This window comes from Neobacillus soli NBRC 102451, assembly GCF_001591665.1.
Taxonomy (GTDB): Bacteria; Bacillota; Bacilli; order Bacillales; family Cytobacillaceae; genus Neobacillus; species Neobacillus soli.
On record NZ_BCVI01000028.1, the window covers coordinates 1 to 25,301 of the forward strand.

The 25,301-nt window shown below is 41.1% G+C and carries 21 protein-coding genes and 1 tRNA gene; 20 read left to right on the forward strand and 2 right to left on the reverse strand.

Annotation, left to right across the window (positions count from 1 at the left end; translation table 11 throughout):
* The first annotated feature begins 20 nt into the window (after positions 1-20).
* From BSO02S_RS10715 to BSO02S_RS10780, 15 genes are all read left to right on the forward strand, one after another.
* Positions 21-102 (forward strand) — tRNA-Leu (locus tag BSO02S_RS10715).
* Positions 103-830: 728 nt separating this feature from the next.
* Positions 831-1,682, forward strand: coding sequence for a bifunctional DNA-formamidopyrimidine glycosylase/DNA-(apurinic or apyrimidinic site) lyase (gene mutM / locus BSO02S_RS10720; RefSeq protein ID WP_066066630.1), 852 nt, complete (start codon positions 831-833; stop codon positions 1,680-1,682).
* A gap of 142 nt (positions 1,683-1,824) precedes the next feature.
* Positions 1,825-2,466, forward strand: coding sequence for a transcriptional regulator CcpN (ccpN, locus tag BSO02S_RS10725; RefSeq protein WP_066066632.1), 642 nt, complete (start codon positions 1,825-1,827; stop codon positions 2,464-2,466).
* A 17-nt stretch (positions 2,467-2,483) separates the two neighbouring features.
* Complete coding sequence (locus BSO02S_RS10730; RefSeq protein ID WP_066066633.1) at positions 2,484-3,299, forward strand: pyruvate, water dikinase regulatory protein; 816 nt, start codon at positions 2,484-2,486, stop codon at positions 3,297-3,299.
* Positions 3,300-3,301: 2 nt separating this feature from the next.
* Positions 3,302-5,971: a pyruvate, phosphate dikinase gene (gene ppdK / locus BSO02S_RS10735; RefSeq protein ID WP_066066635.1), complete on the forward strand. Its 2,670-nt coding sequence runs from the start codon at positions 3,302-3,304 to the stop codon at positions 5,969-5,971.
* Between the two features lie 223 nt (positions 5,972-6,194).
* On the forward strand, positions 6,195-6,386 hold the full coding sequence (locus BSO02S_RS10740; protein WP_066066636.1) for a YbxH family protein: 192 nt from the start codon (positions 6,195-6,197) through the stop codon (positions 6,384-6,386).
* Positions 6,387-6,464: 78 nt separating this feature from the next.
* The gene (locus tag BSO02S_RS10745; protein WP_066066638.1) at positions 6,465-9,047 is read left to right on the forward strand and encodes a DEAD/DEAH box helicase; all 2,583 of its coding nucleotides are present in this window, start codon (positions 6,465-6,467) and stop codon (positions 9,045-9,047) included.
* A gap of 128 nt (positions 9,048-9,175) precedes the next feature.
* The gene (locus BSO02S_RS10750; RefSeq protein ID WP_066066641.1) at positions 9,176-10,528 is read left to right on the forward strand and encodes a methyltransferase domain-containing protein; all 1,353 of its coding nucleotides are present in this window, start codon (positions 9,176-9,178) and stop codon (positions 10,526-10,528) included.
* Positions 10,525-13,119: a polynucleotide kinase-phosphatase gene (locus tag BSO02S_RS10755; RefSeq protein WP_066066643.1), complete on the forward strand. Its 2,595-nt coding sequence runs from the start codon at positions 10,525-10,527 to the stop codon at positions 13,117-13,119. Before BSO02S_RS10750 ends, BSO02S_RS10755 begins: the two co-directional genes overlap by 4 nt.
* 107 nt (positions 13,120-13,226) lie before the next feature.
* A complete protein-coding gene (locus BSO02S_RS10760; RefSeq protein ID WP_066066645.1) occupies positions 13,227-14,501 on the forward strand; it encodes a LysM peptidoglycan-binding domain-containing protein in 1,275 nt (424 codons plus the stop codon).
* 281 nt (positions 14,502-14,782) lie between these two features.
* Entirely contained in the window at positions 14,783-16,261 is a 1,479-nt protein-coding gene (gene dacB, locus BSO02S_RS10765) for a D-alanyl-D-alanine carboxypeptidase/D-alanyl-D-alanine endopeptidase (protein WP_066066647.1), read from the forward strand.
* Positions 16,262-16,656: 395 nt separating this feature from the next.
* On the forward strand, positions 16,657-17,688 hold the full coding sequence (gene desA, locus BSO02S_RS10770; protein WP_066066649.1) for a Delta(5) desaturase DesA: 1,032 nt from the start codon (positions 16,657-16,659) through the stop codon (positions 17,686-17,688).
* A gap of 80 nt (positions 17,689-17,768) precedes the next feature.
* On the forward strand, positions 17,769-18,314 hold the full coding sequence (locus BSO02S_RS10775; RefSeq protein ID WP_066066651.1) for a response regulator: 546 nt from the start codon (positions 17,769-17,771) through the stop codon (positions 18,312-18,314).
* A 220-nt stretch (positions 18,315-18,534) separates the two neighbouring features.
* Positions 18,535-18,669 carry a DUF3658 domain-containing protein gene (locus BSO02S_RS26320; RefSeq protein ID WP_244906718.1) on the forward strand — a complete coding sequence of 45 codons (135 nt, stop codon included), beginning with the start codon at positions 18,535-18,537 and terminating at the stop codon, positions 18,667-18,669.
* A 206-nt stretch (positions 18,670-18,875) separates the two neighbouring features.
* A complete protein-coding gene (locus tag BSO02S_RS10780; protein WP_066066666.1) occupies positions 18,876-19,598 on the forward strand; it encodes a CBS domain-containing protein in 723 nt (240 codons plus the stop codon).
* Between the two features lie 39 nt (positions 19,599-19,637).
* On the opposite strand, the gene BSO02S_RS10785 is transcribed toward BSO02S_RS10780, so the two are convergent.
* Positions 19,638-20,363, reverse strand: a complete 726-nt coding sequence (locus BSO02S_RS10785; RefSeq protein ID WP_066066652.1) for a hypothetical protein — start codon at positions 20,361-20,363, stop codon at positions 19,638-19,640.
* Between the two features lie 94 nt (positions 20,364-20,457).
* The gene (locus tag BSO02S_RS10790; RefSeq protein WP_066066654.1) at positions 20,458-20,880 is read right to left on the reverse strand and encodes an acyl-CoA thioesterase; all 423 of its coding nucleotides are present in this window, start codon (positions 20,878-20,880) and stop codon (positions 20,458-20,460) included.
* A gap of 301 nt (positions 20,881-21,181) precedes the next feature.
* On the opposite strand from BSO02S_RS10790, the gene BSO02S_RS27535 reads away from it, so the two are divergent.
* The 5 genes from BSO02S_RS27535 (at position 21,182) to BSO02S_RS10810 (ending at position 25,138) form a co-directional block, all read left to right on the forward strand.
* Complete coding sequence (locus BSO02S_RS27535; protein ID WP_169802744.1) at positions 21,182-21,319, forward strand: hypothetical protein; 138 nt, start codon at positions 21,182-21,184, stop codon at positions 21,317-21,319.
* Between the two features lie 23 nt (positions 21,320-21,342).
* Entirely contained in the window at positions 21,343-22,878 is a 1,536-nt protein-coding gene (locus tag BSO02S_RS10795; RefSeq protein ID WP_066066656.1) for an amino acid permease, read from the forward strand.
* 152 nt (positions 22,879-23,030) lie between these two features.
* Complete coding sequence (locus BSO02S_RS10800) at positions 23,031-23,819, forward strand: hypothetical protein (RefSeq protein ID WP_066066658.1); 789 nt, start codon at positions 23,031-23,033, stop codon at positions 23,817-23,819.
* Positions 23,820-23,823: 4 nt separating this feature from the next.
* Positions 23,824-24,288: a hypothetical protein gene (locus BSO02S_RS10805; protein ID WP_066066661.1), complete on the forward strand. Its 465-nt coding sequence runs from the start codon at positions 23,824-23,826 to the stop codon at positions 24,286-24,288.
* A 127-nt stretch (positions 24,289-24,415) separates the two neighbouring features.
* Positions 24,416-25,138, forward strand: coding sequence for a DsbA family oxidoreductase (locus BSO02S_RS10810; protein WP_066066663.1), 723 nt, complete (start codon positions 24,416-24,418; stop codon positions 25,136-25,138).
* Positions 25,139-25,301 lie beyond the last annotated feature (163 nt).

Here is a 25,301-nt window from a genome sequence, read left to right on the forward strand (position 1 = left end):
AAATTTTTAATATTTAATTTGCCGATGTGGCGGAATTGGCAGACGCGCACGACTCAAAATCGTGTTCCGTGAGGAGTGTCGGTTCGACCCCGACCATCGGTATTAAATCATCGCTTGCCAATGCGGTGAAATCAACGTTTCTTACACTTGTAAGGAGCGTTTTTTTTTTAAACTCTAATACGATTTTTAGAAAAATATCGTGTACATAAAATCGTGTGCGTACCCTGTCATTAAACAAGGATGAATAAAAATATGGCAAGGCGTACAAACGAATTATCAATTTAAAAAATAGTTGCTTTAATTATTATATGAACGACCAAAGACCGTACTTTAGTAGTCTTTTTCTCTTGGTCAAAACCAATGAAATATTATAAACTATGTAAAAGTAGACCATTACCTAAATGAACAAATTTGATTACTCTTAAATTTATGATTTTCTCCCTAAAGGCTTTAATGGAACCACTCTACTTCAATCTTTCCCTTCTTTTTCAGCCAAACGTCGAAGCAGAACCACTCTACTTCAATCTTTCCCTTCCTTTTTCAGCCAAATGTCGAAGTAGAACCACTCTACATCGATCTTTCCCTTCTTTTTTCAGCCAAACGTCGAAGCAGAACCACTCTACTTCAATCTTTCCCTTCCTTTTTCAGCCAAACGTCGAAGTAGAACTACTCTACTTCAATCTTTCCCTACTTTTTTCAGCTAAACGTCGAAGTAGAACCACTCTACTTCAATATAAAAAACGTTTTCCAATCACCATCGTTGTTTTCTTTTTCATTAATGAAGATTATTAGGAAAAGATAAAACAAACAAATGGATGGAGGAGGAAACGTTGCCTGAACTTCCGGAGATGGAAAACTATAAACTCCTGTTAAATCAAAAAATAGCCGGACAAATGATTACTGATGTTCAAATTAATCGTGAAAAGTCAATTAACCTAAAACCTGAACCTTTTAAAAATACTATCCTTCATCAAAAAATAGTAAACATAAATCGGAAAGGGAAGCATCTGCTTTTTCAGCTCCAGAATGGTCATGTCCTGTTATTACACTTAATGTTAGGTGGTTGGATGTTCTACGGGTCGGAAACTGAAAAACCGAAACGAACCATTCAGGTACGACTATCTTTTGGTGAAAATCATCTTTACTTTATTGGTCTGCGGCTTGGTTATTTGCATCTTTACAATCAAAAAGAAGCCGAGCAAAAACTTTCCCATTTAGGCCCGGAACCCTTGAATTACGATTTTACTTTAAACGAATTTATATATAGACTTGGTAAAAAGCATGGGCGATTAAAAACGACCCTGCTCGATCAGGAGTTTATTGCTGGGATTGGGAATTGCTACTCTGCTGAAATATGCTTCCATGCTGGAATCTTGCCAACCAAGGATATTGATCAACTAGAGGAATCAGAACGAGGGCAATTATACCACTCAATGAAAGTCGTCCTTCAAGAAGCAATCAAGCACGGCGGGTACATGGAGAATCCTATTTTTAAAGGAGATACCTTAACAGGGGGATTTAATCATTTATGTCAGGTCTACGGTAGAGCGGGAGAAACATGCCGGCGGTGTGGCACCCTAATTACCATGCAAATGATTTCTTCCCGTAAAACATTTTATTGTTCGAATTGCCAAAAGTATTCCACGATCTCGTCGTTGCCGGCGGGATTTTTTTTTGTTTAATAAAAAGTTTGTTAATTTGTCAAAAAAAAGTAGAAGTTATTGTTTCCGTTTTCGTTTAAATGTAATATACTATATACAAATAAGTATAACACATTTATAATAAATTCAAAGAATATAACATATTCATTGTAAGGGGGTGGTAATGATTAAACTATCTAAACGTCAGGATGAAATCCTCCAGATTGTTAAACAAAATGGACCGATAACGGGGAAGGAAATCGCCGAAAAGCTGTCGTTAACACGGGCAGCATTAAGACCAGATCTCGCGATTTTAACGATGTCAGGTAATTTGGATGCCAGGCCTCGAGTTGGTTATTTTTTTAATGATAATTATGCAGCAAGGCGTAAGGCGAAGAATTATCTCCATCAAAATGTAACGGATTATAAAGCACACCCCATCGTCGTAGGAAAATCAACTTCCGTATATGATGCGATTGTACAGTTATTTTTAGAGGATGTTGGTACGCTTTATGCGGTTGATTCGGAAGGCCATTTAGCGGGAGTAATCTCCAGGAAGGATTTGCTCAGAGCCTCACTTGGAAATAGAAATCTTAATGAATTGCCTGTTAGCGTCATTATGACAAGAATGCCTAATATTATCACCATTAATCCGGAAGAAACCTTGCTCGAGGCGGCCAAGAAAATGATCCATAATCACATTGATTCCTTACCAGTGGTGAAGGAAGTGGATCAACAAACAAATACATATTTGCTTGTCGGACGGATTACAAAGACTACGATCACAAGGGCCTATTTAGAAATCATGGAAGAAAAAGCAGACTAAAAGGAGTGGCTGTCATTTTGGTGCAGAAAGAAGTGGTTTATGTTGTATCTGACTCAGTAGGGGAAACGGCTGAGTTTGTTGTAAAAGCTGTGGCAACACAATTTAACGGCGGGCATGTCGAGATTCGCCGTAATTCCTATGTGGATGATTTTGAAGATATTGAAGATGTCATCCTGTTAGCGATTAGAGACCATTCGATTATAGCCTATACAATCGTTGTTCCGGCATTAAAAGAGTATTTAGATCGACGCGCTACTGAAGAAGGTATTTTAGCCGTGGATTTGCTTAGTCCATTGATGAATGCATTTGTCACCAGATTTAACAAGCAGCCACACCATCAACCTGGATTGATGAGAAAACTGGATGAAGAATACTTCCAGAAAATTGAGGCAATCGAATTTGCCGTTAAATATGATGATGGCCGTGACCCAAGGGGCATTACCAAGGCAGACATTGTTCTGATAGGGGTTTCGCGCACCTCGAAGACGCCGCTATCGATGTACTTAGCCCATCAGCGTTTTAAAGTCGCCAATGTCCCGCTTGTTCCCGAGGTGGCACCGCCGGATGAATTGTTTGAAATACCAAGGAAAAATTGTATTGGATTAATTATATCACCTGATAAATTGAACGAAATTCGCAAGGAACGTCTAAAGGCATTAGGGTTAGCCTCACAGGCGAATTACGCAACCTTTGAACGAATCTTGGAGGAACTGGATCACGCTGAAAAAGTAATGAAGCGTGTTGGCTGTCCTGTTATTAACGTGTCAAATAAGGCAATCGAAGAAACGGCTGGGTTAATTTTAGAAGTCTTGAAAAAAGAGAGGAGCTTTTAATAATGGAGAAATTTGTTTACTTATTTCATGAAGGAAATGGCAATATGAAAGAACTACTAGGAGGAAAAGGGGCTAATCTAGCAGAAATGACTCGAATTGGCCTGCCGGTTCCATATGGTTTTACGATTTCGACACAGGCCTGCAATGCTTTCTATGAAGCTAGTAAAACGATTCCAACTATAGTCGAAAAACAGACATTAGAAGCACTTATCCGTTTGGAAGAAAAAATGGGCAAAAAACTAGGAGACCCACAAAATCCATTGCTCGTTTCTGTTCGTTCGGGCTCTGTATTTTCTATGCCTGGCATGATGGATACAATATTAAATCTTGGTATGAATGATGAAACGGTTGTTGGTGTAGCAAAATTAACAAATAATCCGCGTTTTGCTTATGATTCGTACCGCCGCTTTATTCAAATGTTCAGTAATGTTGTTCTTGAAATTGATACCTATTATTTCGAGCAATTTTTAGAAGAGACACGCGAGCAAAAAGGCTATTCGTCTGACCCTGAATTGACCGCGGAAGACTGGCAAGAGGTTATTGTTGGTTACAAGGAAATCGTTAAAAAGCGGACAAGAAAAGATTTCCCTCAGGATCCGCAGGAACAGCTCTTCCTTGCGATTAATGCAGTCTTTAATTCATGGAATAATCAGCGGGCCATAGTCTACCGTCGTCTGAATAAAATTCCTGATCATTTGGGAACGGCCGTTAATATTCAAAGCATGGTGTTCGGCAACATGGGCAATGACTCTGGTACGGGCGTGGCTTTCACTAGAAATCCTTCTACAGGGGAGCATATCCTATATGGCGAATATTTAATAAACGCCCAAGGGGAAGATGTGGTCGCGGGGATTCGTACGCCGCAGCCTATTGCCACTTTGAAAGATGAAATGCCAGGAGTGTACAAACAATTTACTGATACGTGCAAACGCCTTGAGCAGCATTACCAAGAAATGCAGGATATCGAATTCACGGTTGAACGGGGCAAGCTTTTTATCCTACAAACGCGTAATGGAAAAAGAACGGCTCAAGCAGCGATTCGCATTGCCGTTGAGATGGTCGAAGAAGGAATCATTGATAAAAAGACGGCACTGTTACGTGTCGACCCTGAACAATTAGATCAATTGCTGCACAGCCGTATTGATGACAAGTTTGAAAAACGAGTTTTAGCCAAAGGCTTGCCGGCTTCTCCAGGGGCAGCGACAGGTCAAGTGGTCTTTGATGCAGATGAAGCAGAGCAATTAAGTAATGATGGAAAAAAAGTCATCCTAGTTCGTCCCGAAACGACACCGGATGATATCCATGGTATCGTTGCTTCGCAAGCGATTTTGACAAGCCGCGGCGGAATGACAAGCCATGCAGCCGTTGTCGCACGCGGGATGGGGAAAGCGTGTATTTGCGGATGCGAGGCCTTAAAGATAGATTTGAAAGCGAAACAATTTAATGTTGGCGACGTTGTCGTTCATTATGGAGAAATCATCACAATTGATGGTTCGACTGGAGAAATCATGATTGGGGAAATTCCGATGATTGACCCAGAGCTTTCGGATGAGTTCCAATTGCTGCTTGCATGGGCAGACGAAGAACGTAAATTAGGTGTCCGTGCTAATGCCGATAATCCGGAAGATGCCAAAAAAGCATTTGAATTTGGTGCAGGCGGGATAGGTTTGTGCCGAACTGAACATATGTTTATGGACTTAAAACGCATTCCAACTGTGCAAAAGATGATTTTGGCTGAAAATTATCAGGAGAGAATGGAAGCCCTGAACCAGCTTTTACCAATGCAGCAGGGGGATTTTGAAGGGATTTTTGAAGCGATGCAAGGTTTTCCTGTGACGATTCGATTATTGGATCCACCGCTGCATGAATTTATGCCGGATAAAGAGGAGCTTTTAGTGGACGTAACAAAGTTGCAAATCTTAGATCCGGGTTCAGCGGAATTGAAGAAAAAAGAGCAATTGCTCAAGAAAGTTCGCCAATTAGATGAGTACAATCCTATGCTTGGCCACCGCGGCTGCCGCTTAGGAATGATTTATCCGGAAATCTATGAAATGCAGGCGAAGGCGATATTCTATGCAGTGGCAAAGCTTGCTGAAAATGGCATGGAAGTTCAGCCTGAAATCATGATTCCATTGGTCGGCCATGTGAATGAGTTAAAGGAAATGCGGAAATTGGTGATTGACGCAGCGCTGCTTGTCCAAGAAGAAACCGGTAAGAATTTCGAGTACACAATCGGAACGATGATTGAAATTCCGCGCGCGGCGTTAACGGCAGACCAAATTGCCGAAGAAGCTGATTTCTTCTCATTTGGAACGAATGATTTAACTCAAACAACATTCGGCTACAGCCGTGATGATGCGGAAGGGAAATTCCTGCAAGCGTATATTGAAAATAAGGTGCTTCCGGAAAATCCATTTGCTGTTCTTGATCAAGACGGCGTAGGAAAGCTTGTTGAAACAGGAGTGAAGCTTGGCCGTACGACTAAGCCTTCCTTAAAAACAGGTATTTGCGGCGAGCATGGCGGTGAAAAGAGCTCGATAGATTTCTGTTATAGAACGGGCTTAGATTATGTCAGCTGTTCGCCTTACCGCGTGCCGCTCGCTCGCTTGGCTGCCGCACAAGCAACGATTCGTCATGAGCTTCATAAAGAAGAAGTTTTTACAACAGCATAAGTTGTTGAGGGGGACGGTGCCTAGAGGTGCCGTCTTCTTATTTTATTGGTAAATTTGAATTCGCAAATAAAACGGCTGGATTCGCAAATAAAACAGATTAATTCGCAAATAAAACGACTTTACCGAAGATTTTTTCGCGAGAAGGAAATACTCGTTAAGCTTTTCGTCGGATTAGCTTCCAAAATTCTGCTTATACTATAAAAAAAGAAAAAGGGGACTCATTATGGGGGCTATCGAACGCAGCGGCTATCGGTTTGTACCTGAATTTAGCGTCATACAGCAAAATGGTGCCATTCATGTATATAATAGAGAGAATTTTATCGAAGAAATCAAGTTTCAGTTTTCGGGAAAGTTTCCGGAACTGGATCAAATCGAAGACTTGGTTGATCAATATTGTAATCAAAATAATATTTAGAGCCGAATGCTTGTTCGGTTCTTTATTTTTTGATAGAATGTACGTATCAATACAATTTCCGGAAAAGGAGGAAATTTTATGAGCAAACTAACCACCATTTACCCTCAAGCAATTGAACATACAAAAATGAAAGTATATGAAGATATTGACCATTATTTCGAAACAAAGGAAACCCTGCCTGCCTTTGAACAATACATAACTGACCGTGGCCATTACCTAGAACAAATTTGGGTGAATGTATGGCTGAACAAATCGACCAATGATGTTCCCAAAAATGAAAAGAAACAATTTTTAAGTGAAAAAGGGTTTGTTGTCCAAGGGGTTGACCGGAAATTGCTGAATAAACTCTTCCGTGATGAAATGCGAACGTATCAGCGTTTCGATGCGATGGGGTGGACCCATGAAATATTCACCGGCAATGAAGAAAAGTGGGCAAAACGTTATCAGGATGCAAAGGTCAATTTAATAAAAAGAAAAGAACAGAAACAATTAGAAGAACAAAGGCAGGTAATCCGGACAGAAATTGAAGAAGCCGCAGCCGAAATGTTGGAACAAAATTACGATTCCTTTTACTTACATGTCAGGTATTTCGTGGCCTCGCAATTAAAGGCGGATATTGAAAATAATAGCAAATTTCAATCGGTGGATACCTTTGCACTGGAAGAAAAATTGGTGAATGAAGGACACTTTAATCCTGACGTCTATACTACCGTTGCCACATTTTTTGAAGAACTGACAGGTGATATCCATAAAACGCTGAACTGGGGCAGGAGCCTTTTCGAATATCAAACCTATTTCTTTGTCTATGAGGGCTTAGTTTCTGATTATCTGTCGGAGCTCATTCCCGAAAAGGTATTAGAGGAGCTTCCGCAAGATCTAAAGGATGATTTTCAAGACACCTTTCATGAAAATCTATCCGCTTCCTTTGTAAAAGGCAGCATTGCCCAGCTGCTCTACGATGTCGGGGATTATTTTATTGAGGATATTCAGGCGGAATACCTTTCTGACCTCATCCGGTTAGCCGATATTCCTTTTGATCTAACGGTACATAAAGATATTTTCGAAAAAGATTTCCAGGAGCGGGATAGAAAGCAAAGAGAAGAGCAAGAAGAAATAAAGCGGAAAGAAGAAGCTGAGGAAATGATGATGAAGGACATCTTTGGAAAGGAATACGACCCTTCTTTCCAACGTCATGTCCGCTATGTGCTTCACATCGGTGAAACCAACACCGGGAAAACCTATCATGCCTTAGAGCAAATGAAGGCCGCAGCAAGTGGTCTGTATTTGGCGCCGCTTCGCCTTTTAGCTCTTGAGGTTTATGATAAATTGAATGCTGATGGGACGCCGTGTTCCTTAAAAACAGGTGAGGAAGAAAAAGTGGTTACTAATGCGAACCATGCTTCCTGTACTGTGGAAATGTTCCATGAAAAAGAGTTTTATGAAGTGGTCGTCATAGATGAAGCACAAATGATTACCGATAAGGACCGCGGTTTTTCCTGGTATAAGGCAATCACGAAAGCCAATGCCGATGAGGTGCATATTATCGGCAGCAGAAATTCAAAAACGATGCTGCTGCAGCTGTTGGGCGATTCGACTATTGAAATTCATGAATACAGTCGCGATACACCACTCGAGGTTGAGACGAAGGAGTTTCATATTAAACACATAAATAAAGGGGACGCCTTGATTTGTTTTTCGAGGAGGCGTGTCCTCGAAACCGCCTCACGGCTGCAAAATGATGGTCATCCTGTCAGCATGATCTATGGAAGCATGCCACCAGAAACAAGAAAGAAGCAGATTCAGCAATTTAACAGCGGTAAAACAAAGGTCATTGTCGCGACAGATGCCATCGGAATGGGCCTAAATCTGCCGATCCGAAGGATTGTTTTTTTGGAAAATGAAAAGTTTGACGGTACTAGACGACGGCTTTTAACCTCGCAGGAAGTGAAGCAAATTGCCGGCCGTGCTGGCCGGAAAGGGATTTATAATATCGGTAAAGTGGCTTTTACCAGTGATATTAAAAAAATGAGGAGTTTGCTGCTGCAGGAGGATGAACCCGTTCATACGTTTGCGATTGCACCGACTAATTCTGTTTTTGAACGCTTTCAGCGCTATTTTCACGACCTAGGTACATTTTTTGAGCTGTGGGGAAAATTTGAAAGTCCAAATGGAACGAAGAAAGCCTCGCTTTCTGAGGAGAAGTCGCTTTATCAAATGATATTGGGGACAGAAATTGAAGCAAGGCTGTCATTAATGGACTTGTATGGCTTTTTACACCTGCCTTTTTCAAAAAATGAACCGATACTGACGAAACAATGGGAAGAAACGATGTATGCGATTATTCAGGGGAGGGAACTTCCGGAACCCATTGTCAAAGATCGAAGTTTGGAAGAATTGGAGCTTAGCTACAAAGCGGTTGGCCTTCATCTCTTATTTTTATATCGGTTAGGGGAACGAACCGAAGCGATGTATTGGGAACGACTTCGTGAGGAAATTAGTGACCAGGTGCAGGAACGATTGAAAACTGATATCAAGAAATTCGTTAAGAAATGCAAGACCTGCGGCAAAAAGCTGCCATGGGACCACTCTTTTCCGACCTGTGAGTCTTGCTACCGGGAAAAGTATCGAAGATATCGCTATGATGATGAGTTTGAGTTTTAAGGTTTAAACGGGTCCCGTGTTCTTAATGAACCCGGGGGTTTTTCTTTGTAATTTTCCAGTACATCCAAATTTATGAATTTATGATAAAATAGGTAAAAAGTCTTTCCTAAAGAAGGTGAAGTGAAAGAATGCAATTATCCTTAAAAGTTAGCGGACCCGGAGCTGAAGCTGTTTCTTATCTTATTGCCAAGAATCCAAATAATTTATATGAACGAGGTGAAAAAGGTCTGACCGTTCGCCTTGTTTATACCGCTTTTTCAAGTGAAGAGGTGCAGTTCCTAATTTATGTAAAGACTGACCCAATTGACTTGGTGAAAAACTCGCCTGATTTATATGATATTACCCATTACATAAATGACCGCGAGTTTGCGGCCAGCAGTATTTTTGTCTCCTCCATTCGCAAGGCCCTAGGAACAGCCTTAAATGGGAAACCGAAAGAAGAATATGCATCGTGGGTTGACCACCCTTTTGAAATGGAGCTCGCTTTTGGTCCGATTGCCTCTGATTTACGTGATCAGGAGCTCGAAGCATTATTCTCGCCGATGGGTTACCATGTGGAAATCGAGCGCGGGGATAGCTTCATTCGGGTGAAGAGCTCTGCTAGATTTATTACCCTAAAAGGGAGCCAAACCGTACAGGACGCCTTAAAGCATGTCTCGATTTTGATTCCTGTCATCGATAATTATAAGCATTATTTTATCGATGAAAGAGAAATCGAGAAGCTTGACCGTTACGGGGAAGGATGGTTAGAAAGTCATCCCTTAAAAGCACTGATTTTAAAGCGTTCCTTGCGTTTTCAAAACATGATATCCCAATCGAAGTTCTATGAAATAGAAAGGAGAATTCAGGAGAAGAATGAGCCGCCAAAAGTTCGATTAAATGATCTTCGCTATGAAGCGATTTTAAAGTATGTACAGGCATTACCAAAAAGAGATTCAGTTGTCGACCTTGGTGCAGGAGAAGGAAAACTGTCCGTTCAGTTTGGATTTATTGAGGGAGTGAAAGAGATTCTTTCCGTCGAGCCTTCGAATAAATCGCGCTTGCGGGCTATGGAAAGATTTGAGCAAGCGAAGGAAAAACGCGGTTTCATCGAACCAAAGTCCATCTCGGGGTCGTTATTTTATTATGATGAACGCCTTAATAACAAGGATGTCATGATTTTATGCGAAGTCATCGAACATATTAATGAACACCGGTTAGCGAAAATTTTTGAAACGATTTTTAAAGAGAATCGGCCCGGTGTGTTAATCGTGACGACGCCCAATCAAGAATACAATGTCGTTTATGAAATGGATGAGGAGATGCGCCATGGGGACCACCGCTTCGAATGGACAAGGGCTGAGTTTCGGCAAAGGTGTGCGGATTGGTCGAAACCACATCCTTATCAGCTGAGCTTGCAAGGAATTGGCGAAGAACATCCAGTCTATGGTCACCCGACGCAAATGGCAATTTTTACAAGAAAGGGGGAAGGAATTCTATGACGAAAATTCATTTACCCTTTGCTGGCATCGTCTTATTTGTCGGTCCATCGAATAGCGGAAAAACGACCATCTTGAATCGATTGATTGCTGAAAATCAGATTCTTCCATCTGAAGTCATCAGCTCCGATCAATTCCGTGTGCTTGTAAGTGATATCGAATTCATCAATTGGAATCAACGGCCGAAAGTGGAGGCGGATGCCCTCTTTGACGAGTACTACCGGATTTCCAACGAAGCGTTTGAGGCGATGGATTACCTGATTGGAAAACGCTGCCGCTTAAATAAACTAACGATTATTGATGCGACACATTTAAAGGAAGATGACCGCGAGCGCTATATTCGACTAGGGAAGAAATACCATGTGCCAGTGGTTGCGATTGTGCTTAATGTTGTTGAAAAAGAGCTGATCTCTCGTGATGAAGAGCGCGATTTCCCGCGTGGTAAGAATCGGATCAAGCAGCAATACCAGCATTTCAAACGGACACTGCGGTTTATTAAAAAGGAAGGCTTTCATCGCACCTATATTTTATCGGATGCTGAGCTGCAGGGTCTAGAAATGGGCCGCCAAGAAAATTCATTATTCATCGATGTTGGGAATGGCATTGATTTTATTGGTGATATTCATGGCTGTTTTGAAGAATTTATCGAGCTGTTAAAAAAGCTTGGTTATAAAGAGAACGCTGAAGGCCTGTTCCTCCATCCTGAGGGGAGAAAAATCCTTTCCTTAGGAGATGTTATGAGCCGGGGGCCGCGCTCGCTTGAAACGCTGCAATTTTTCAAAAGGCATGTGATGGCTGGTCACGCTTATATGATTGATAGTAATCACGGCTGGAAAATTGCCCGCTGGCTGGATGGGCGAAATGTCAACCTTGCCCATGGCGATGAAAACGTTGCAGCTGAATTTGCGGAGTATGAGGGGCGATTTGGCAAAGAGGCAGCTGACATTTTAAAAGAAGAGCTAAAGGAACTTCTTTTGAAAGCGAAATCGCATTTAGTCATCCAGAGAAATGGTGTGAAGGTGGCGGTGGCCACGCATGCGGGAATGAAAGATTATTACATTGGCAAACAATCGCAAAGGATTTCTGACTTTTGCCGGTACGGGGATTCAGAAGGGCTGGATGAGAATGGCAAGCCGCTCCGCAAAGACTGGACGATTAATCATCAATCGAATGAATTGATTATTTGGGGTCATGATCCCAAACCGCAGCCGCTGTTGGTCAACAATACGCTTAACATTGACCAGGGAGTGGTGTTTGGCGGACAGTTAACCGCCTATCGCTATCCGGAAAAACAATTTGTTTCGGTTCAAGCGAAACAGGACTATGCAAATGTTCCCGTTAACCCATTGAAGGAATGGGAAAGAAAGCGGCTGGCACCCCCTAATCTTGGTAAATATGTGAATGGGTTTTCCGTGTTAACGGAACAGTACGGGGAATTAGCCATTTATAAAGATGGGGCCAAATCCGCCTTGGATGACCTGTCGCATTACACCTTGCCGCTTGAGGAGATTGTCTATATCCCGCCGACGATGAGTCCGACACCGAAACCATCTAATTTGGCGGGATACTTGGAGCATCCCTCAGAAGCTTTTGAATACTACCAGGCGAATGGCGTTGATACCATGGTTGTGGAGAAAAAGCATATGGGCAGCCGCGGCATTTTATTTCTTTTCAAAAACAAAAAAACGGCGAAAGAGTATATCGGCAGGGAAACCTTAGGTTCCATTTACACTAGGACGGGCCGGGCCTTTTTTCAAAAAGAACTGGAGGAAAGAATTTTACAAGCATTAAATGCGGACCTTAGTGATTATTTTGAAAAATACAATACTGACTTTGTCCTGCTGGATGCTGAAATACTGCCTTGGAATTTAAAAGCAAAAGAATTGATTATGACCCAGTATGCACACGTGGGCGAAATGGCGCTGCTTGACCGAAGCAAACTACGGGATCTGCTTAAAAAAGCTCGTGATAATGGAAAAGATGTGGGCAGTTGGTTAGCTGAGAATGATGAGAAAATTGAAAATGCGAGGGTTTTTAATGAAGTCTACCAAAAATATTGTTGGGAAACGGTAGGCTTGGAAGGGATTCAAATTGCTCCCTTTCATACATTAGCCCACAGCACGGAAACATTTTTCACTCAACCGCATACGTGGCATATGGAGAAAAACAAGGAATTTAGCGGCCTTTCCTCCTTGTTTATGGAAACTGAATATCGGGTTGTAAGTGATGAAGACTCAATGAAAGCGGCCATTGAATGGTGGGAGGAAATGACCGAAGATGGTCATGAGGGCTTTGTTGTGAAACCGGAAACGTTTGTGGCGCGCCATAAAGGAAAGCTTCTTCAACCTGCGATTAAAGTCAGAGGACGTAAGTATTTGCATATCATCTACGGCATCGATTATTTACAGCCTGAGAACTTGTCCCGCTTGAAACAGCGCAATGCCGGCAAGAAGCAGCGGAACGCCTTGAAGGAATTTGCCTTAAGCGTTGAAGCTGTAAATCGGTTCGTGGGCAGGGAATCGTTGGAAAGGTACCATGAATGTGTGTTAGCAGTGTTGGCATTAGAATCCGATCCGATTGATCCAAGACTTTAATTGTAAGAGTAAACGAACTTGTCCATTGGCAAGTTCGTTTTTAACTTCAAAGTCCAAGTATATTACCGTTTATTGCCCATATGATGGTAATAAAGGAGTGTGATGGTATGGCTGTTCATGTGGTTAAAACCGGTGAAAACTTGTGGACGATTTCGACAAGGTACGGTGTTTCTCTGCAATCAATTGTTGAGCTTAATGGGCTGCCATCAGCTAATTCCATCGTACCAGGTCTAGCTCTTTATCTTCCGGACAATCAGCCTCCACTCCGTGCCTATCAAATAAAAGCCGGTGATCAGATTTGGCAGCTGGCCCAACAATTCACTGTTGAGCCGTCTGCCATCCTAGCGGCAAATATAGGTATGGAGCCGAACCACCTCGCAATCGGCCAAATCATCAATATTCCTTCAGCGTCAAAATTAGAGATTGCCACACTTGGGTTTATTGTGCCATCGTCCGTAAGCGCAAACATTAAAACCCTGAATGAGATTGCCGGGCAATTAACTTATTTAGCGGTTGTTGCTTATGCGTTTACAGCGGAAGGATTCGCTTTTAATTTAATTAATGATGCAGCAATAGTAGCACGAAGCAATCAATTGAACATCACACCGTTGCTAATGATACGAAATTTGGCTGGAAATGACTTCAGTGCTGAGTTGGCAGGCGGGGTCCTTGAAAATCCAACGTATCGTGGAAATCTTGTAGCGAGTATTGTGAATTTAACGAGGCAAAGGGGTTTCGGCGGAGTCAGTATTGACCTTGAATTTATACCGCCTGCCCGGCGAAGTGATTTTAATACTTTTCTAACAGATTTAAAAACTGGTTTAGGCGGCCTTCTTTTACATGTGAATGTTCATGCGAAAACGGCGGATATTCCAACTAATCGTATCATTGGTGCCTACGATTATGCTGCGATTGGCAATGTGGCCGACCTTGTTGCCGTGATGACCATGGATTACGGCTACCCTGGCGGTCCACCCGATCCGATTACACCAATCAATTGGATCGAGGAAGTGATTCAATACTCGATCACCCAAATCAATTCACGCAAACTGCAAATTGCGATGCCGCTTTATGGGTATGATAAGGTGGCTCATACAAATGCCACTCATGCCTTATCCGTTCTTGCTGCCCAAAATAGGGCTATTTCCACTGGTTCCACGATTGAATTCGACATTATCGCTAAGTCGCCTTGGTATCGGTACTGGCATGGTGTGGAGGAACATATTGTCTGGTTCGAGGATATTCGCAGTTATATAGAAAAGTATCGGGTAATGGATATTTACCAATTAGCCGGGACGACTTTTTGGCAAATTAGCCTGCCGGCACCACAGAATTGGGCGTATCTAGGTAAAAATATTGCTGTTATGAAGGGAATGGTGTAAAAATACACTGGGATTTGGGCCTCAACCTAGTGGATTTATGTTTTTGTCTATTTTTGGGAAAGTTTTGTTCATTTTTTTTGATGATTTGTTTATTTACTTAGAGGTTTGGTCTATTTATTTGTAGTTTTGTTTAATTTTCCAGGGGTTTTGTTTAATTAGACATTATCTGGAAAACATGGAGTTGTACAGATATAATAAAAGATGATAAAAAGGTATTTCCATTTATTATACAAATTTGGTCTTTGGACAAATTTTAGGGGATTTGGAAGGCAGGTTTAGAATTGATTAGAAGAGTCAAATATTACACACTCATATGCCTGACGGTGCTTGTTGTATCAGTATCTAATATGCATGTTCACGCAACGCAAGGCCATAGCCAAGCGATGCTTACCCGGCAGCTCAATCAACTGATGAAGGATGAACTTGATTTACAAGGGGCAATTGCCGGAATAAGTATCCGCTCTACTGAAAGTGGTGAAATTATCTATGACCACCAAGGTGATGTCCGATTACGGCCAGCCTCCAACATGAAACTATTAACAGCGGCAGCTGCCCTCAATGTTTTGGGAGAAGACTATACCTTTCCCACGGAAGTACATACGGATGGCCTGATGAAAGAGAAAACGCTTGTTGGGAATCTTTATTTAAGAGGAAAAGGCGACCCGACTTTGTTGAAATCAGATTTTGATAAAATGGCTGAGGCAGTACAAAAGCAGGGGATTAAAAAAATTAACGGAAATCTCATTGGTGATGATTCCTGGTATGATGACGTTCGCTATTCTACAGATCTGCCGTGGAGTGATGAGACTGCCCATTATGGGGCGCAAATTTCCGCACTAACAGCATCACCGACAACGGACTTCGATGCCGGATCTGTTTTGGTTGAGGTGAAACCGGGAACAAAAAATGGGGAAAAGCCCATGGTAGAAGTCACCCCGAAAACCAACTATGTAAAAATAGTAAACCATGCTGTAACGGTTCCTACCGATGGTAAAAAGGAACTCACTATCGAGCGGGAACACGCTAAGAACATGATAACAATCGAAGGAACCATACCAATCAAAGCAAAGAATGAAAAAGCCTGGATTGGTGTATGGGACCCAACTCGGTATGCCTTAACCCTGATGAAACAATCATTATCAGAACATGGAATTACCGTAATGGGAAAAATAAAAACAGGTATGGTGCCTGACACCGCCAAAATATTAACGACTTATCAATCCATGCCATTATCAAAGCTGCTTGTTCCTTTTATGAAGCTGAGCAACAATGGCCATGCAGAAATATTAATTAAGGAAATGGGTAAGGTGGTTAATGGGGAGGGCAGCTGGGAGAAGGGGCTGGAAGTGTTAGAAACAGAAATCACCAAGTTCGGTGTTAACTCCAAAACGCTAGTCATTCGTGATGGTTCAGGTGTTTCCCATGTCGATTTAATTCCAGCCAATCAACTATCGCAGTTGTTATTTGCCGTACAGAAGGAAAAGTGGTTTCCCCTTTATTTAAATTCATTACCCATAGCGGGTGCCCAAGATAAGATGACAGGCGGCACACTACGAAATCGATTGAAAGACCCAGCCGTCCTAAGGAAAGTCCATGCAAAAACGGGTACTCTTTCCACTGTCAGTTCCTTATCAGGCTATGTTGAAACGAAAAGCGGACAGACATTGATTTTTTCAATTTTGTTAAATAATTTGTTGGATGACAAAATAGGGAAACAGATTGAAGACCGGATGGTTCAGTTGTTAGCAAACACGTATTGATATGGATAAGTACTAATCCCTTTTTTGTCTTCGATAAAATATTTTTTCGTGAGCGTTTATACACCAAGGTAACAGAAATAGACTTGTACCTAAATTTAATATGGATGGGCCTACCATAAGGGAAGATGGAATTATTGTTTAGGATAATTTGAAGAATTTTAGTTTTTTTCTTGTATTACATTAAAAGATCTTCAATGGTATGAAGGGTCTCTTTCCCTTGGTAAATAAGCGTTTCTGACCAATGTCAATGGAAGCGCTTTACAAAAATTACCCAAAATACTATTTGGTATATGACGTTTGTCATACCCAGCACATGACACCTGCTACTAACAAGTCCAACACCCTTCCTTTATAATTTGAAATAACGACACAGAAAAGAAGGGAATTCAAACAAAATGACCTTACAAAACACGAAAACATTGAAAAAACAAATAGCTCCTTTTGAAAAATCAACAACGAAAGAAAGTGTATGGCAGCTCATCAATACGGTGATTCCATTTATCGCCTTATGGTATCTTGCCTATTTAAGCCTTTCCGTTTCTTATTGGTTAGCATTAGTTCCCGTTGTGATAGCTGCAGGCTTTTTGACAAGAATTTTTATTATTTTTCATGATTGCACCCACCATTCCTTTTTCAAAAACCGCCGTGCTAATCGAATTGTTGGGACAGCGATGGGTGTTTTAACTATCTTCCCGTTTGATCAATGGGGTCATGAACATTCTGTCCACCATGCGACAAGCGGCAATTTGGATAAGCGGGGTACTGGCGACATCTGGACGCTTACAGTGGATGAATATTTGGCAGCACCACTCAAACTACGTTTAGCTTATCGTTTTTATCGCAATCCATTGGTGATGTTTGGATTAGGTCCAATTTATGTTTTCCTATTAAAAAATAGATTTAATCGCAAAGGTGCTAAAAAGAAGGAACGCAACAACACGTATTTAACGAATATTCTTATCGTTGCAGCGATTGGTTTGCTCTGCTGGGCCGTCGGCTGGCAGTCGTTTCTTTTAGTCCAAGGTTCGATTTTCTTACTATCAGGTTCAGTCGGCATTTGGCTGTTTTATGTACAGCATACGTTTGAGGATTCTTATTTTGAAGAAGATAAAGAGTGGGAATATGTGAAAGCAGCAGTGGAAGGCAGCTCTTTTTATAAACTGCCAAAACTGATGCAATTTCTAACTGGAAATATTGGTTATCACCATGTGCATCATTTAAGTCCAAGGGTCCCTAACTATAAACTGGAAGAGGCACACGCTAGTACGCCGCCATTACAAAACGTGCCAACGATTACACTTGCTACAAGCTTGAAGTCACTTCGATTCCGCTTATGGGATGAGGAAAGAAAGAATTTTGTTACCTTTAAGGACGTTAAAGCTGTAGCTAAAAGGAGTATTTCCATTCAAGCTAAACCTGAACTATAATTACACCATTTTGGCTGACTCCCCTTAATATACGGGGAGTCTCTGTTCATTAACAGCTGCTGGATAAGGAGAGAACGTACATGATTCGAATTGTTATTGCCGAGGATCAGGAATTGCTGTTAGAGGCAATCGGTTCCCTCCTCAATTTGGAAGATGATATGGAAGTGGTTGGTCAGGCGCGGAATGGAGTAGAGGCACTTATTCTTGCAAACCGATTACAGCCTGATATTTGTATTATGGACATAGAGATGCCTGAAAAGAGTGGGCTTGAGGCAGCTGAAGCTTTAAGGTCAACTGGATGCAAAGTCATTATTTTAACAACCTTTGCAAGGGCCGGTTACTTTGGGCGGGCATTAAAAGCGGATGTAAGAGGTTATTTATTGAAGGACAGTCCAAGTGAGGAGTTAGCCTGTTCGATTCGCAGCATTATCGAAGGAAAGCAAATATACTCCGCCGAGCTAATGGACGAAGATTGCAAATCTGGTGAACAAGAAACAGAAGTGCAAGAATTGCTTGCAGATGAGCAAAATCTAGCCAAAACCTCTACTGGACAAAGCAGCAAAAGTGGAACTGCAAAAAGTTATTTTTCAATACTCATGGATAAAATAAAGTTACCCACCGGATGAATTTCATAAACTACAAGGACTGTCCTATTGAAATAGGGCATTCCTTGTAGTTTATTATGTTTCTGCAATAATTCCAAAATTATCAAAGAATACGTTCCATTTTCTCTGGTGAAATATCACGAAGAGTAAACAAGTATTTACAAAAATAGTCAGGAGCATCTCAAGAGTTTGACAGATATAGAACGGAATCAGCTTGAAGTCCGCCGATTAATTGGGGGAGGTGTATGGTCGTATTGATCAATATGTTGGGGACGACTTTTTGGAATATAGGGTTAGAAAATTAATCGATATGGGAATTATTGAGTTTGAAGGAAGCTTGGAGGCAATGCGCTATTATCGTGTTAAATTAATTTAAAAATAACCATAAATGAGATTTGGTAAATCGACGAAGGATGTTAAGAAACGGCAAAACGAGCGGTTGCATCCCAATGCAACCGCTTTTAACCTTTTTATGAAATCGACTGCTCGGGCCATTCTATTAAATTTTTTGAGTATTGATATATCTATCAAAATAATGGTTAAATAATATAAAAAAGCCATGCAATAGGGGAGCAAATGGATATGAATAAAAAGCAGGGGCAGTTACTTTCAGAACGGTTTGAAGTGGCATATAATCAAGTCCACGATGCCTTGAAAGATATCGTGCAAATTAATGATGAAAGATTCGTAGTTCTTGTGAAGGTTGGGGCTAAAAAATATCAGATCATTGAAACCTATAAAAAGGATTTAGAACAATATGCCAGGCTTCGAAATGCGATTGTTCATGAAAAGATGGAGGTGGGCCAATATATTGCCGAGCCCAACGCAAAGGTCGTTTCTCATATTGAAAAAATCGCCAATGTGTTTAGCCGTCCCAATTACGCACTTTCGATTGCCACAAAAAATGTTGTTTATTTTGATTATCACGACAGCATCTTAAAGGTGACAGCGGCGATTAAAGAGCATGGTTATTCTAAATTTCCAATTTATAAAAATAAGAAATGTATTGGTCTACTTACCGCAGGGTCAATTTTAAAATGGATGGCGCAAAATATGGAGAGTAGTCTTGTCAATCTAGCCGATATTGATGTTTCGGATATTTTATTGTATGAAAAGGAACATTCAATAGAGTTTGTGACCAAAGAGATAAATATTTTCGAAGTTGAAAATATTTTTGAAAAAGCCCATAAAAAAAAGCGGAAATTAGAAGGTGTCATCATAACCGAAAAGGGGCAAACAGATGAGACACCACTCGGCATGATCACGGCATGGGATTTGATTGAGATTGATTATACGGTTGATTAAGGAAAAGGGGCATACCAAATGGCATGCTCCCACTGTATTTTACGGATTGCCGTCAAAATCAAACTCACTTAATTGATCCATGTGGCTGGCAATCATGGCGATAATCGTTGTTGCCTCTTCTTTGCTGAAAATGAAATGGGATTCATCTTTGATTAATTCGTCCTCGGTCGTCCAGATTCGATTGACTCGTTTAAGGACACCATCTCCCGTTGCATGAACCAAACCAAACTGATAGGTTACCTCCACTTCATCCTCATGCTTAAAGGCTGTCACTTCAGGTGTAGACCAGTCTACATCAATTTCTTCAAAAATGTCGTCACTATTGACCTGCTCGGCTTGATAATATTCCTCTTCCACTTCAACGGATTCATACCCATCTTGATCGTCGAATACTTCATTTGACTGAAGATAGACCCCATCATCCGTATAGTGATCATCACCGTTCATATAATCATGAAGGCTTTCGTGAACTTCCTCGATAATCTCCTCTATGTCTGAAAGGATGATTTTCGCCGTATGTCCGCTGTCAACATCGAAGCTATCGATGTAAAATTCCTCGTTTTGCGGGTCAAAGAAAAGCGAACAAAAATAATCGCGATCCAGTTCTTCAGTATCAACATCAGCGGTATCAACGAAAAACTCAATTCGTGGATGTTTTGCAGCTCTTTCGACGGTCATTTGACCAACCTGATCATATTCTTCGCAAATTGACTCCAGGTGATCCTGCAGCTCTCCACATACTCTGTCAAACCATTCTAACGACATCAAACATCCCATCCTTTCAATGTTAATCGAGGTTATTATTGCCAACTTTAAAAAATATATGTTGAAACTTGCTTTCATGGAAATTTAGGAGTATCTACAAATCCCCATGTTCAAACTGTTCAATTCGCTCACGCACAAAATTTGGTATAGGCCGAGCTGTCTTTGTTTCCGGATTATAGCTGACGTAGATAATCTCAGCTTTGAGCAAGGGAGATTCCTCATCATCCCTCGTAATTATGCAATTCATCTTCATACTGGCATTGCCGACTTTTCCCATTCGGCACCGAATGGTTAACCAATCATTTAAAAGGGCTGGCCGCTTATATTCTAATGTGGATTTTGCTACGACGAAATCGAAGTCTGAATCACCAATCCCCAGATTCAGCCCCTCTTGAAAATATTCCGTAACGGCCACATCGATATAGGTCATATAGTGGGCGTTAAAAACAATCTTTTGCCCATCAATTTCAGAGTATCGAACCTTAAGCCGATGTGAAAAACGAAAATCTTTAGTCATACAATCACCTTTCCCTTTTAAAATTTAAAAGTTTTCTATTAAATAACTATTCTACCAAGGTAACCTAATCCCTTTAACAGGTAGCAAACGATTAGATAACAGACAAGAAACAAGTACGAATCGAACGCAGCTCTAACTGTCCATCCTTTATGAATATTGTTTGAATATCACGAATAGCATAGTACTATGCTTGACCTTAATGGAGTGGATCTGACGAGGTTGTTAAAGAGGAATAGGGTGTGAAACTAGAGTTATAGTGTTAGTGCCACGTGAATTTTACAGGGTGAAAGGGGGGAAAAGGATGGAAGTTGTTATTGGATTCGCTATGGTGCTGTTTACACTTGCCGTTGGTACAGCCATTGGCATAAGAGCAAATAAGAACGTGAGGGCTTTTAAAGAGGAAGAACATGAAATCTTTGTTGGGAGAGAAGACCAATAGTAAGGTTGAAAGGGGAGAAAGCTATGAAAAATAAAGACCAGCAAATGTTAGCGGATAAGAAGCAGTTAAACCGCTACGGGTATGCCCAAGAACTGTTGCGTGATATGGGTGGATTTTCCAACTTTGCAATCTCATTTTCGATTATTTCCATTTTAACCGGTGCGGTTTCACTATATGGACATGGATTGCTTTATGGCGGTTCAGGGATGATGGGCTTTGGCTGGACGATTGTTGCATTTTTTGTCCTGTTAGTCGCCGCTTCCCTCTCAGAGCTAGCCTCAGCCATTCCAACAGCAGGTGCCTTGTACCACTGGGCTGCAGCCTTGAAAGGAACACGAATAGGCTGGTACACCGCCTGGATTAACTTAATTGGCCAAATTGGCATTGTCGCCGGAATAGATTACTCTGTTGCTTTATTCGCTGACCCACTCCTAGCAAGCATCTTCAACTATTCTTCTACTGATACAACCATTCTAATCGTTTTTGGCGCCGTCCTCCTTTTACACGGAATTCTTAATCATGTTGGAATTAAAATCGTCGCAAAATTAAATGACTTTTCGGCATGGTACCATATGGGCGTTGTCGCCATATTAGTGGTCAGCCTCGCGTTTTTTACAAAAAATGGCCTGCAACCGATTGATTATTTATTCCAAGTTGGAAAAACCTTCTCAGATAAACCGTATTTCCTAGCCTTTTTAATCGGATTATTGCAAGCGCAATGGACCTTTACAGGCTATGACGCCTCGGCTCATACGATTGAAGAAACAGTCCATCCAAGGGTTCGGGCTCCATGGGGGATTTATAATTCTGTAGCGTTCTCCTTCGTATTTGGTTTTATCATGCTTTCGTTTGTTACTCTATCGATCCATGATGCGGCAGGTGCGGTCAACTCAGATAACGCCTTTATTTATGTTATCAGCCAAGCATTAGGTGGTACGTTTGGCAATATCGTCCTTTGGCTAGTAACATTCGCGATGTTCTTCTGCGGATTGTCCTCAATCACGTCGTTCTCCCGGATGATGTATGCATTTTCACGGGATAAAGGGATGCCATTTAGCCGTCATTGGGCCGAAATCAGCCGAAAATTTCGTACCCCTGCGAAAGCCATCTGGCTTGCGGTTATTCTCTCGTTTGTTTTGGCATTAATCGATTACATCACGAAACTGATTAATCCGAATGTAGGTTACTCAACGATTGCCTTCTTAACCGCGGTCAGTGTGGTTGGCTTGTATGTAGCCTACGGGATTCCAATTTTCCTTAAATTACGGGCCGAATCCAAGGGGATATTTTTACCAAAGCATTATGGTCCATGGCGCTTAGGAAAATGGAGCAAACCAATTAACATTATCAGCCTAATCTGGATTTTCTTTATATGCATAATGATGGTGGTTCCGCCAAATCAAATGGCAGCCTACGCGATTGGCGGCATGTTTGTCATTTTAATCATTATGGACTTAGGCTATTACAAGAAACATTTCAAAGGCCCGCAGGCAGCTCTTGCAAAGTCGATTGAAGAAATTAAAAAATTAGAAGATGAATTTGAACATGAAAAAGAGTAGAGTTGGAAGGAACAACAGCTGAAGGAAAAGCGTGCGATTTTAATAAAATTGCACGCTTTTTGTTGCATCATTCGTTCACTAAGGTATCAGGATAAATAATCAACTTTATGGGAAACTATTGGAAATTGCTTGTTTTCAAAAGGTGGCATCAAATGAACAACTATACGAATGACAATACGGCCAGACGTTATAAAGCCCATGTTAGCGTTGTGGGCACTTCTCAAATTCATTTAAGAAATCCTTATATCATTTGCTGGTGGTCCGCTGCCTTTCCGGGATTCGGACATCTGCTTTTGTCAAAATACCTGAGAGGATATGCATTATTTATTTGGGAAGTAGTTGTTAATATAAAGGCTCATGTGAATCTTGCCATGGTCTATTCCTTTCAAGGAAATATCGACATAGCCAAAGAAGTCTTGAACACAAGATGGCTCCTTATGTATATCCCTGTTTATTTTTTTGCGATTGGGGATAGTTATCGGACGACTGTTGATTTGAACAAGGTTTATCTATTAGCAGAAAACGAAAAACATCGTTTCAATACATTTAGTTTAGGCGCAGTAGAAATTAATTATCTAGATAAAAGAAATCCCGTTCTTTCGGTCATGTGGTCTCTTTCCATGCCAGGCCTTGGGCAGCTTTACATACATAGAATTTTGACAACCTTCTTTGTGATCATTTGGGTCGTTATCTTTTTTTATTGTTCACACGCCCTTGAGGCAGTTTCTCTCTTGTTTTTAGGCAATATCCAAGAAGCTACATCTGTATTGAATCCGGAATGGTTATTATTCCTCCCTTCGCATTATGGCTTTGCCACTTTTGACTCATATATCAATACGATTGAAAATAATAAACTCTATGAAAAGGAACAACGTACATATTTAAAGGACAATTACCAAGCATCAGGTTTCCGAATTATAAAAGGACAAAAAGTGAAGTGATCCTATGCAGGTGTTTTCAACGTTTGAAAGTAACGCCTTTTTAGAAATGGCTATTTCGACATTAGAGGAAAAGGGGATTAAAAAAGAAAATATATTTGCGGTCCCACTAGATAATCGAACAGAGGAACGAAGGGTTTTCGATTCCCTCCACCGCTCCGACGGAACATCCCTTGTTGATATAGGGATAGCACTTGCGACAGCTTTTGCCGTTATTGGAGCGAGTATCGGATTTAAATTGTCATGGGGTCCTATTTACTGGGGACTCATTGGTGCATTTATTGGATTTATTATTGGATTTGCGATTCGACTTTTTACTGAATTGATTTTAAAGAAAAATAGAAGGGTTTTAAGAGGTAAACATTCGGAGATTATTATCATAATTGATTGTGAGGACACACAGGCCGACCTAATCGAGAATATTCTTTGGAATCACTATGCATTTGGAGTAGCAAAAGTTAAATCTGTATAAAAAGGAAATTTTTTTCGGTGATGGCCAAAGAAAGTGAAATGAACCAATATGTCGTGAGCATCTTTTAATGGTTTTCACTCGTCTTGTGTTACCATAAGTCGTAAATGAAGAATAACGAGGTGTTGACATGAAAGTTGAAGTTTGGTCTGATTATGTTTGTCCGTTTTGTTATATTGGAAAACGCAGGTTAGAAGAGGCGTTAAACCAATTTCCACATAAGGATCAGGTGGAGGTTGAATTCAAAAGCTTTGAGCTGGATCCAAATTCACCGAAAAATACTGGTCAAAATATTCATGAAGTTTTAGCAGGAAAGTATGGAATGAGTATTGAGAAAGCAAAAGAAGCAAATCGAGGGGTTGGCCAGCAGGCAGCAACAGTGGGGTTAACCTTTAATTTTGATGAGATGAAGCCAACGAATACCTTTGATGCCCATCGCTTGGCAAAATTTGCGAAAACACAAGGGAAAGAAGCAGTGGTCTCGGAAAAACTTTTGAATGCCTATTTCGCAGAATCGCAGGATATAGGAGATTCGGAAACATTGGCTGACATTGCCGAGACTGCTGGTTTAAATCGACAAGAAATAGTAACGGTGCTGAATGATAAAGATGCTTATGCAAATGAAGTTCGCCAAGATGAAGCGATTGCTCAGCAATATGGTGTTCGCGGCGTTCCGTATTTTATCATCAATCAAAAATATGCGATATCTGGTGCACAACCGACGGAAACCTTCATGGGTGCCCTTCAAAAGGTATGGGAAGAGGAATCCCCTGTACCAGTACTGCAAGATCTTTCAACCGAGGACGATGTTAGCTGTGCCGATGGCAGCTGTGCGATTCCTGAAAAAAAGTAGTTTATTTATATAAAAAGACAAAGATGGGAAAGGATCACAGGTATCCTTTCCCATCTTTGCTTAAGAAATAAAAAAGCATAATATTTGTACTTTGAGAACTGTCTAGCTCCAGCACCCAGCGGCTAGTGTACTTCGCTCTTTTCCCTACGATAAGTCAAGCAGG

Bases quoted from the DNA above. Each gene is read 5' to 3' on its own strand.
- BSO02S_RS10790 (WP_066066654.1), bottom strand. From the start codon at position 20,880: ATGACTAAAGATTTTCGTTTTTCACATCGGCTTAAGGTTCGATACTCT.
- BSO02S_RS10780 (WP_066066666.1), top strand. From the start codon at position 18,876: ATGAATAAAAAGCAGGGGCAGTTACTTTCAGAACGGTTTGAAGTGGCA.
- BSO02S_RS10750 (WP_066066641.1), top strand. From the start codon at position 9,176: ATGCAATTATCCTTAAAAGTTAGCGGACCCGGAGCTGAAGCTGTTTCT.
- BSO02S_RS10785 (WP_066066652.1), bottom strand. From the start codon at position 20,363: ATGTCGTTAGAATGGTTTGACAGAGTATGTGGAGAGCTGCAGGATCAC.
- BSO02S_RS10745 (WP_066066638.1), top strand. From the start codon at position 6,465: ATGAGCAAACTAACCACCATTTACCCTCAAGCAATTGAACATACAAAA.
- BSO02S_RS10760 (WP_066066645.1), top strand. From the start codon at position 13,227: ATGGCTGTTCATGTGGTTAAAACCGGTGAAAACTTGTGGACGATTTCG.
- BSO02S_RS10800 (WP_066066658.1), top strand. From the start codon at position 23,031: ATGAACAACTATACGAATGACAATACGGCCAGACGTTATAAAGCCCAT.
- ccpN (WP_066066632.1), top strand. From the start codon at position 1,825: ATGATTAAACTATCTAAACGTCAGGATGAAATCCTCCAGATTGTTAAA.
- BSO02S_RS10740 (WP_066066636.1), top strand. From the start codon at position 6,195: ATGGGGGCTATCGAACGCAGCGGCTATCGGTTTGTACCTGAATTTAGC.
- BSO02S_RS10795 (WP_066066656.1), top strand. From the start codon at position 21,343: ATGAAAAATAAAGACCAGCAAATGTTAGCGGATAAGAAGCAGTTAAAC.
- ppdK (WP_066066635.1), top strand. From the start codon at position 3,302: ATGGAGAAATTTGTTTACTTATTTCATGAAGGAAATGGCAATATGAAA.
- desA (WP_066066649.1), top strand. From the start codon at position 16,657: ATGACCTTACAAAACACGAAAACATTGAAAAAACAAATAGCTCCTTTT.
- BSO02S_RS27535 (WP_169802744.1), top strand. From the start codon at position 21,182: ATGGAAGTTGTTATTGGATTCGCTATGGTGCTGTTTACACTTGCCGTT.
- BSO02S_RS10810 (WP_066066663.1), top strand. From the start codon at position 24,416: ATGAAAGTTGAAGTTTGGTCTGATTATGTTTGTCCGTTTTGTTATATT.
- BSO02S_RS10775 (WP_066066651.1), top strand. From the start codon at position 17,769: ATGATTCGAATTGTTATTGCCGAGGATCAGGAATTGCTGTTAGAGGCA.
- BSO02S_RS10805 (WP_066066661.1), top strand. From the start codon at position 23,824: ATGCAGGTGTTTTCAACGTTTGAAAGTAACGCCTTTTTAGAAATGGCT.
- BSO02S_RS10755 (WP_066066643.1), top strand. From the start codon at position 10,525: ATGACGAAAATTCATTTACCCTTTGCTGGCATCGTCTTATTTGTCGGT.